The organism is Oleiphilus sp. HI0080, assembly GCF_001635135.1.
In genome coordinates this window covers 1-9,685 of sequence record NZ_LWFU01000352.1, presented here as the reverse complement: position 1 = coordinate 9,685, position 9,685 = coordinate 1, and the positions used below count along the sequence as shown (strand labels likewise).

The window sequence follows — 9,685 nt, the reverse complement described above, 5'->3', positions numbered from 1 at the left end:
TCGAGAAATTTTTGAATTAAGGCAGACCTTTAACTCGGTAATGGAAGAGTTGCTCGCTACCACTTTTGTAAAAGAGCGAGTAGAAGGTGTTATAGATTCGCTTGGCGAGATGCTCGTCGTGTACGATCTTCAAGGCGAACTAGTAATGGCAAACACAGCCTTCGCCTCGCTCTGTTTTGAGTCCGGCACTAGCCCTGAGGCAAGCCGCGAGAATATCTTTCCAGACGACTTTGTGGTGCCACGAGCTAGCAATTCTCCGACAATCATGAAGCACCATAATCAAGGCGACAATCACATTCGACACGTCAGTTGGATGCGGACGCTTTATACAGATACAGACGATAACATCATCGGCATTGTGTTGACCGGAGTAGACCTAACCGAGGTCATCGAACTCCAGCAAGAACTCTCACTTAAGAACCAAGCCATTGATGAAGCACAAACACCCATTATTATTGCAAACGCGACCGAACAAGGCTTTCCAATTTCTTATGTCAATCGCGCCTTCGAGCATCAGACCGGCTATACATTCGACGAAGTAAAAGATACCAGCTGCAAGTTCCTTCAAGGCGAAAACACTGACCCGAAAGAGGTTGAAAAGATCTCTAAAGCACTCAGAGAACTCAGGCCCGTGACCACCACAATCCTTAACTACCGGAAGGATGGTTCTGAGTTTTACAACCGTTTATCGCTCACCCCGATTCGCGACCTTGATGGCGAGGTAACACACTTTTTGGGATTACAATCAGACATCACAGATCAAGAGCGAACACAGCAATACTTAGAGCAAGCACGAATAAAAGCGGAGGACTCTGCCAAATTAAAAGCCGAGTTTTTAGCTAGTATGAGTCATGAGATTCGCACGCCAATGAACGGCATTTTGGGCATGCTCGGGCTGCTTGAATCGACAACACTAAATAAAGAGCAAGACCAACATGTGCGGTTAGCCAAATCGAGCGCCGATGCATTACTCGTCTTGATCAATGACATACTCGATTTTTCCAAGATCGAAGCAGGCAAGCTCTCTTTGGAGCAGGTAGGCTTTGATATCGGAAATTTGGTTGCCGATATTGCAAGCAGCGTTGCCTGCGTTGCCGAAGACAAGCAGCTAGAGATTGTGCTCGACATCTCCGATGTCTCTGATCGTGGCATAGTTGGTGACCCGGGCAGAACCCGCCAGATACTCAATAACCTTATTGGTAACGCGATTAAGTTTACCAATCATGGCCATGTGCTTATTTCAGCCACAACAAGCGTGAATGAAGATGGCAAATGTATCTGTGAAATAACAATAAAAGACACCGGCGTTGGCATCCCCAAAGATCGAGTTAATGTGATTTTTGATGCCTTCTCCCAAGTTGACGCATCTACAACCCGTAAATTTGGCGGAACCGGTTTGGGGCTAACGATCTGTAAACAGCTCGCCGAATTATTGGACGGCGATATAACTGTTACCAGTGAGATTGGGAGGGGGAGTGAGTTTACCTTCAAGTTCGCCGCTGAGCTTGCGAAGAGCCAGCCAAAAGCGGCCGAGCATAGCGAATTTTCAGAGATTTCGGTTGCTCACCTTGATGCGACGGCACCTTGCCTCGAAAGCGTAAAGCGACAGCTCGGCAAATGGGGGGTTGAATCATCGCAATTCTGCGAGCCAGACTCACTCTTATCTGAAATTCGCTCTAAACACTTTGATATCGTGTTAATAAGCGCTGGGATACCGGCGCTAGATGCAAATGAGTTTAGCGCTGAAATCAGAGAGCACTCATGCAACCCGGCGATCAAGTTATGCCTACTTACTCGCCTTTCAGACCTACAAAATGGGACAGATCTAAGCACCATGCCGGTGGATGGTTATTTCCCTAAGCCCGTCACGCCTAACGAGCTGCGCGACGCACTCTTAACTTTAAGCTCGAACAGAAGCGAAGCCGACCCGAAACAAGAAGAACCTTCAGACATCCCAAAGAACTACAAAGGTCTGCATGCCTTACTGGTCGAAGATAATCCTATCAACCAAGTATTGGCTGTTACATTGCTCGAAGACCTTGGGCTTGATGTTAAAGTGGCAAATCATGGCAAGGAAGCCATTGAAACGTTAAAAAAGGATGCGCCTTATCATTTGGTGTTCATGGATTGCCAAATGCCAGAAATGGATGGGTATGAGGCAACGAGGCACATCCGTAATGGAGAATGTGGAACCTCTAATCAAAATATCCCAATCATTGCCATGACAGCAAACGCAATCGCAGGTGATCGAGAGAAATGTCTTGATGCCGGGATGTCTGACTACATCAGCAAGCCAATAGACACACAGATTTTAGAGCAAAAAGTTGCCTATTGGGCCAATGAGGCTGGAGAGAATCGAGAAGATGAAGCATCGAAAGATAAATCACTATCTCACCACCCTGTTGATATAGAGAAAACCGAAGACACTCAACGAGAAACAAAGCCCACGCAAAGCAAAGAAGAGCGAAGCGATATGAGTAATAGCAATGAGAAAGCAGTGCCGACAGAGGTATGGGATAAAGCGGCTGCACTGGAGCGCACCATTGGACGCGAGGATTTGCTTTGTCGCGTCATCGACGCATACCTTGCAGACACTCCACCGCATGTAGAGCAGCTTTCAAACGCAGTGGAAGATAAAGATATGGAGCAGATCTCGTACTTGGCGCATACAATCAAAGGTGCAAGTCTCAACATCAGCGCTGCGCAGGTAAGCAAGCTCGCGCAACAGCTTGAAACAGATGCTAAGGAGGGCCGTTCAGACCGCTTTTCATCCATACTCCCACAACTACAACAGGAAAGTGAGCAACTATTTCTTTTGCTTCGTGAATATACGGCGCTTAAAGCTTCCTGATCCTAAAAAGCGCAATCAGGTTCGCATTTATTCACGACTACTAACGATAGAATATTGCGCTTTGTACGAACTATGATGGATCATTGATGAAGCTTGCCACTGTCCAATGCTTGCGAACTTTTCTCTTACTTTGTTCTCTATCTGCTTTTGTCATTCCGAGCGCCCTTGCCGAACAGTCTAATTCTTTTGGTCTCGGAGCAACCTACCATTCGGGCATTTATTACGGCCAAGATGGTTATGTCGAGCCCTACCCTCTTATAGATGCGAGCTTCGGTGACTTTTTTATTAAAGACAAAGTCGTTGGATGGACCGGTTATCGAGGTGAGAATATTGAGGTCGCGCTGATTGCATCTCAAAACGATTTTTATTTAGACGTAAACGACATTAGCGAAGAGAGTAAAGATATCTACGTCGGCATAGAAAACCGGGATAAAGCAGTAGAAGCAGGCTTTCTATACACTTATTTCTCTCCAGTTGGAGATATCACGTGGGAATATTACAAAGATTTCTCCGGAAAGCATGGTGGCATGCACAACACCCTAAGACTCGCTCGCCCTAGCGGAAACCCGAACAGACTAAGCATCACGCCCAGCATCTTTGTTCATTACTATAGCTCCGCATTTAATGACTACTACTACGGCATATCGGGCGCAGATAACGACCGAGGTCTAGCAATCGTGCAAGCCAACGGCAGGCCGGATATCGACGAAGTTGAATTTGCCGAATTTCGCCCTCTGTTTGAAGGAGCTAATAGTGGTCATTTGGGTGTCGACATATGGATCAAAAAGGCCTACACGCCCAATTTAATTGGCGTTGCATATGCCGCTTGGGAAGAAGTTCTCGGTGAGGTAAATAACTCTTCATTAGTCGAAGACACTGCGCGTTATACGTTTCGTCTCGGTGTTGAGTACCGGCTCTAGGATTTTGATAGTGCTTTCGATAGTGCTTTTGAAAGTTATCACTGCTTAAACTAAAAAACGAAGGGCAACCCTTCGTTTTTTAGTTAGATCATCAAAAGAAACTAACGCATCTTTTCGGATACTTCCGCGATTACGCCCCTCAACCATTTGTGGCCTGCATTGTGCTGAAGTAAAGGGCTCCAAGCCATTTTCAGTTCAAAATCCGGAATTTCAAACGGGGGCGTTTTCACGACTAGTTTAGCACTCTCACTTTTTAGATTTGCCGCTCGCGTTGGTAGTGTCGCAATCAGATCTGGTTGCTGAGCTAACAACATCGCCACCTGATAATGACGCGTGAACACGCGAATATTGCGCTTACCGCCAATTTTATTTAAAGCTTCGTCAACCCAGCCCAAGCGTTGCACGTCCTGCGGGTTTATCCCAACACCTACACCAAATCCCGTCTTGCTGACCCATATATGAGACGCGCCTTTGTAAGCATCAAGATCAAAGTTCTCGAGCACCGGATTTTCGGGTGACATCAAGCAAGAGAAACTGTCACCCCAGATCGTTTTAGAATGGAATGACTGGGGTAGCGTATCAAAGCGATTGATCGCCATGTCAACTCTACCCTGCTCTACATCTTCAAAAGACACATCGCTCGGAGTCAGGACATCAAGGGTAACAAGCGGCGCCTGACGACGAACTTCACTTAGCACTTCAGGAATAAGCGTCGACTCGGCATAGTCGCTTGCCATAATACGAAACACGCGTTCAGATTGAAGGTCAAAACTGCGTTCAGGCTGAACGACGCGTTCGACTTTAGATAGGATCTCGCGGACCTGAGGCTTCAGTGTTAACGCAAGCTCTGTTGGTGCCATACCATCACTGGTTCTAACGAGAAGAGGGTCATTAAATAAGTTACGAAGCCTTTTTAACCCGTTGCTCATTGCTGGCTGAGTGATGCCAAGGTGATTGGCTGCTTTCGTCACGTTTTGCTCTCGCAAAAGGACATCCAGATGAACTAATAAGTTCAGATCAATCCGCGCTATATCCATAATAAACCTTTGAAATACTATTCGCGGAAAGTATACCTCGTCGTAAAAAAATAGATAGTAGCTATGGGGCAAAAAGTCACTGGAGGCCAGACTAGGCCTGAATCTGACCTCCAGATATCACGTCATATAGATTCAAACTTCGTGGTAAATTTCGCTTCCTTCCTGCTTAAACTTGTCCGACATTTCGTCCATGCCCTGCTTGGCTTGCTCAAGTGCCTTGGCTTCTTGCTCATCGGCGTAATCTCTAACATCTTGTGAGATTTTCATCGAACAAAACTTAGGACCACACATGGAGCAAAAATGCGCGACCTTGGCAGAGTCTTTTGGTAGCGTTTCATCGTGATACGCTCGAGCCGTGTCTGGGTCAATCGCCAAATTAAACTGATCCTCCCAACGGAATTCAAAACGCGCTTTACTCATGGCGTTGTCATGAATCTGCGCCCCTGGATGCCCCTTGGCTAAATCAGCCGCATGTGCCGCGATCTTATAAGTGATCAATCCTTGTTTCACGTCATCTTTATTCGGCAAACCCAAATGCTCTTTTGGTGTCACGTAACACAGCATAGCGCAACCGTACCAACCAATGAGTGCTGCACCAATACCGGATGTAAAGTGGTCATAGCCCGGTGCAATATCAGTAGTCAGTGGCCCAAGTGTATAGAACGGGGCCTCTCCACAATGCTCAAGTTGCTCTTCCATGTTTTCTTTAATCATGTGCATAGGCACATGCCCGGGGCCCTCAATGAAGGTTTGCACGTCGTGCTTCCATGCAATCTTGGTTAACTCACCCAGCGTGCGTAGCTCAGAAAACTGTGCCTCATCATTCGCATCCGCAATCGAACCTGGCCGTAAACCGTCACCCAGAGAGAAGCACACATCGTAGGCCTTCATGATCTCGCAGATCTCTTCGAAATGCGTATAAAGGAAGTTCTCTTTATGATGCGCAAGGCACCACTTAGCCATGATGGAACCTCCTCGACTCACAATCCCTGTCACACGCTTTGCCGTCATTGGCACGTAACGCAGCAACACGCCAGCGTGGATCGTGAAGTAATCAACGCCCTGCTCTGCCTGCTCAATCAGCGTATCGCGATAAAGCTCCCACGTAAGGTCTTCAGCAATTCCGCCGCATTTTTCTAACGCTTGGTAAATTGGCACTGTACCAATCGGTACTGACGAATTACGAATAATCCACTCACGCGTTTCATGGATGTTCTCGCCGGTGCTCAAATCCATTACGGTATCTGCGCCCCATCGAGTCGACCAAACTGTTTTCTCGACCTCTTCCTGAATGGATGATGTCACCGCTGAGTTGCCAATATTCGCGTTCACTTTTGTACGAAAGTTACGACCAATAATCATTGGCTCTGTTTCAGGGTGGTTAATGTTGTTTGGAATTACCGCCCGGCCGCGTGCGACTTCATCTCGAACAAATTCAGGTGTAATAATCTTTGGAATCGATGCGCCAAAGCTTTGTCCCGGATGTTGCTGTGCAATGGCCTGGTCTAGCTCATGCTCTTGTAAAGCGAGGTTTTCACGAATCGCAATGTATTCCATTTCTGGTGTAATAATCCCTTTACGCGCGTAGTGCATTTGCGAGACATTTTGGCCTGCTTTTGCCTTGCGCGGCTGACGCTTGTATTCAAAGCGGAGGCCTTCTAGCGTCAGGTTTTGATCACGAACATTTGCATACTCAGAGCTAAAGCCTTCAAGTAACTCTGTATCATTACGCTCAAGAATCCACTTTTCTCTTAAGGGACTTAATCCAAGCCGTACATCAATTTCTTTATTCGGGTCGGTATAAGGGCCAGAGGTATCGTAAACACGAACAGGCGCATTTGGCTCTTCCGTACCGTCCTGCAACTTAGTTGGCGTCAACGCTATTTCACGCATCGCAACCTGAATATCGTCACGACTGCCTTTGACATAGATCTTTGTAGAAGCAGGAAAAGGCGTAGTCGAAAGCTCGTCTACTTTTGCGGTTTTACTGATGTTTGCGTCGGTGATTTTTGCCGCTTTGGCCGGGCTTTGTGATTGTTCGCTCATGCGCACTCCGTGTTGAGGTAGAGTACAGTGCGGGCGAATTACGAGAGGTAGAAATCGAAGCAAGCACACTGTTCCCTACGCTGGTATTAACCATATCAGGTTCAACGGGTCCTGCCTTTTGCACTAATAGCTCGATAGGCTGGCAGTCTCAGCTTTTATACGACCAAAAGCTCCCCGACAGATTGATAGAGTGTATGCCTGCATAACTAAGAACGCAATTACCAAAACGAAAAACGGAGCCGAAGCTCCGATAAACTGAAAACGACAATGACAAGGACAAGGACAAGGACAAGGACAAGGACAATCCAAATTATGAATCGCGCCACGCTCTGTTAAACGAGTTCAGCAGTGGCTCCATCAAATACTGCGCTGGGGTCGAGTTGCCCGTAATGATCATTACTTCTGTCGGCATCCCTGGCTGAATTGTTTGTAAGCCTCCTTTACTATCTAGCTGTTCATGGTCATTTCCAATAAAGCCATGAAGCTCTATTCGAGCAACATAATACTGTGTTTGCGCTCGCTCATCCTCAAACACATCGGCCGAAATAGACTCAACCAACCCTTCAAGCTCTGGCATCTCATGCTGCTTGAAAGACGATAGCCGAACCCGCGCATTCATTCCTTTGTAAACCTTGTCTACGTCAGTCGGAGAAATACGTGATTCAACAATAAGCGTTTCTCGAACCGGTACGACCTCCATGATCAAATCCCCCGGCCTCACTACCGCGCCAAGCGTCTGAACCTTCAAACCAGTTACAGTGCCATCAACAGGCGCCCTTATATCTACGCGCCTTAAAATATTTGCAGAGGTAGCCAACTGCTCGCGTATATCTTTCAAGCTAAACTGTATATCGCGCAACTCTGTTGCTGCTTGTTCCTGGAAACGCTGCTGCGCTTGCAGCCGTTCTAACTCCACTTCTCCGATTTTTACCTGAACCTCTGCCTGTTGTGCTTCGGTTTTAGCAATAATGCCTCTAAGTTCAGCTGCCTCGCTTTGAATCTCTAAAAAACGCAGTTTGTTGGCAAGCTTCTTTTCAACCATGCCTTTCCAAGATTCGATCTCATCTTCCATGAACCCAAGTTGCGCGACTTTTGCCTGACGTTCACGCTCTAAACCTAGGCTTTGCTGTTTGAGTTGCGATAGGCGCTTATCAGCAATGGCGATTTCACTTTCTAGGTTATTTAATGCCAAGCCATACAAGCGTTCAGCTGTTGCGCTTTGATCTGCTAACCAGCCTTCGGGCAAACGCTCATCCGAAATATTGGGCAAATTAACTGACTGCTCCATGTCTCTTTTGGCCAAAAGTATGGCCTCGCGAATTTCGAGCTCGTAACTTTGCATCAATTGCCGTTGATGCTCCGCCCCGGCGAATGTCTGATCCAAGCGCAACAGCACGTCGCCGGCCTGCACTTCTTGGTTCTCTTGAACAAAAATCTGCTCTACAATTCCACCTTCGAGATGCTGAATTTGCTTGTTCTGGCTTAGTACCTGAATGGAACCTTGTGCGACCACAGCGCTATTAAGTGGTGTGAGCACCGCCCACAACAGGAAACCGCCTAGTCCAAATAAAAGCGTCGCAAAGCCAACGAGGTTAAGTTTGTTAAGATCGTATTTGACGGGTGGCGCTGGGATTATCTTCATTTGTTTTCACCACTTTCTTTTTCATCCAACTGATCTTTGACCAGGCCCTCTACCTGATCGTCTGCCAAGGCATCCGGACTGTTTCCGCCGGCTTTTACGTTGCTGCTTACTGATAGAGCTGACTTAAGCGAGCTTATTGGGCGATTAATTTGATTGTAGTCAGGCTTCTCTTTGGTTTTGCGCTGAGGCTTTGCTGTCGTCGAAGTGTCGGTTCCTTTGGTTGCAGCCGTCGCTTGCTTAAGCGCCTCTAACACCTCTTTCGTTGGTCCGAAACGCTCCATGACACCCTGATTAAGAACCAACAAGTTCTCGCTCAACATAAACAAGCGAGGGTGGTGAGCGATCAGCACAACCGTCGCACCGCCTGCTTTAAGCATTTGAATTGCGCGTGTGAGCGCCAGCGTGCCCGGCTCGTCCAAATTAGAATTTGGCTCATCGAGATAAACAATCCGCGGCTCTCCAAAAAGCGCACGGGCCAAGCCGACCCGCTGTTTTTGGCCGCCGGATAAATTCACACCACCGGCACCGATCTTGGTGTCGTACCCCTCTTTAAGTGAGAGTATTAGCTCGTGCGCACCTGCCATCTGGGCAGCCTTTACGATGCTGGCATCGTCAGCTTCAGTGAACCGCGCGATGTTTTCTTTTATTGTGCCAGAGAATAATTCAACTTCTTGAGGTAGATACCCAACCTTCTGCGCAAACTGATCGCGTGCTTCTTCTGTTAGCTCTGCTCCATCAACGCGCACTTTACCGCGCATCGCTGGCAGGACTCCCGCCATAAGCCGTACGAGCGTTGATTTGCCCGAGCCTGATGGGCCAGCGATACCTAGAATGGTGCCTTGCGCAATGTTAAAAGAGACATTGCGTATTAACGGCTCCTCACCCTGTTCTGGCTTAGCATCCAGTGCTGGATGGGCAAACACATTTTGCAAACTTATCTGGCCTTGTAGCTCGGGCAATTGCGTTGCATTGCCACTCGCTTCATACGGGGCCATAAACTCCTTAAGGCGCGAATAAGACTCGCGTGCTTTACTTAGATTACGCCAGCCTTGAATGCTTTGCTCTACAGGCGCTAAAGCACGCGCAGCGATAATCGACGCTGCGATCATTACGCCAGCGGTACTCAAATCTTGAATAGTTAGATATTCGCCCATAGCAAGAATCGCGACCTGGATAAATTGGCGGAACA

At 47.6% G+C, this 9,685-nt stretch carries 6 protein-coding genes and 1 riboswitch; of the genes, 2 read left to right on the top strand and 4 right to left on the bottom strand.

The genetic code is table 11. The annotated features are described in order from the left end of the window. Positions 1–2,851 (top strand): response regulator (locus A3751_RS05115; RefSeq protein ID WP_156492265.1); only part of this gene is annotated, 2,851 nt, incomplete at its 5' end. Between the two features lie 86 nt (positions 2,852–2,937). After that, complete coding sequence (locus tag A3751_RS05110) at positions 2,938–3,771, top strand: MipA/OmpV family protein (protein ID WP_068453001.1); 834 nt, start codon at positions 2,938–2,940, stop codon at positions 3,769–3,771. A 101-nt stretch (positions 3,772–3,872) separates the two neighbouring features. Here A3751_RS05110 and A3751_RS05105 read toward each other — a convergent pair whose 3' ends face one another. The 4 genes from A3751_RS05105 to A3751_RS05090 all read right to left on the bottom strand — a co-directional run. Beyond that, positions 3,873–4,808: a LysR family transcriptional regulator gene (locus A3751_RS05105; RefSeq protein ID WP_068452994.1), complete on the bottom strand. Its 936-nt coding sequence runs from the start codon at positions 4,806–4,808 to the stop codon at positions 3,873–3,875. A 132-nt stretch (positions 4,809–4,940) separates the two neighbouring features. Continuing rightward, on the bottom strand, positions 4,941–6,854 hold the full coding sequence (gene thiC / locus A3751_RS05100) for a phosphomethylpyrimidine synthase ThiC (RefSeq protein ID WP_068452991.1): 1,914 nt from the start codon (positions 6,852–6,854) through the stop codon (positions 4,941–4,943). A 55-nt stretch (positions 6,855–6,909) separates the two neighbouring features. Continuing rightward, a riboswitch (TPP riboswitch) is annotated at positions 6,910–7,041 on the bottom strand. A 123-nt stretch (positions 7,042–7,164) separates the two neighbouring features. Further along, the gene (locus A3751_RS05095; RefSeq protein WP_068452988.1) at positions 7,165–8,496 is read right to left on the bottom strand and encodes an HlyD family type I secretion periplasmic adaptor subunit; all 1,332 of its coding nucleotides are present in this window, start codon (positions 8,494–8,496) and stop codon (positions 7,165–7,167) included. Next, on the bottom strand, positions 8,493–9,685 hold a 1,193-nt coding region (locus A3751_RS05090; RefSeq protein ID WP_231876842.1), incomplete at its 5' end, for an ATP-binding cassette domain-containing protein. The genes A3751_RS05095 and A3751_RS05090, both read right to left, overlap by 4 nt.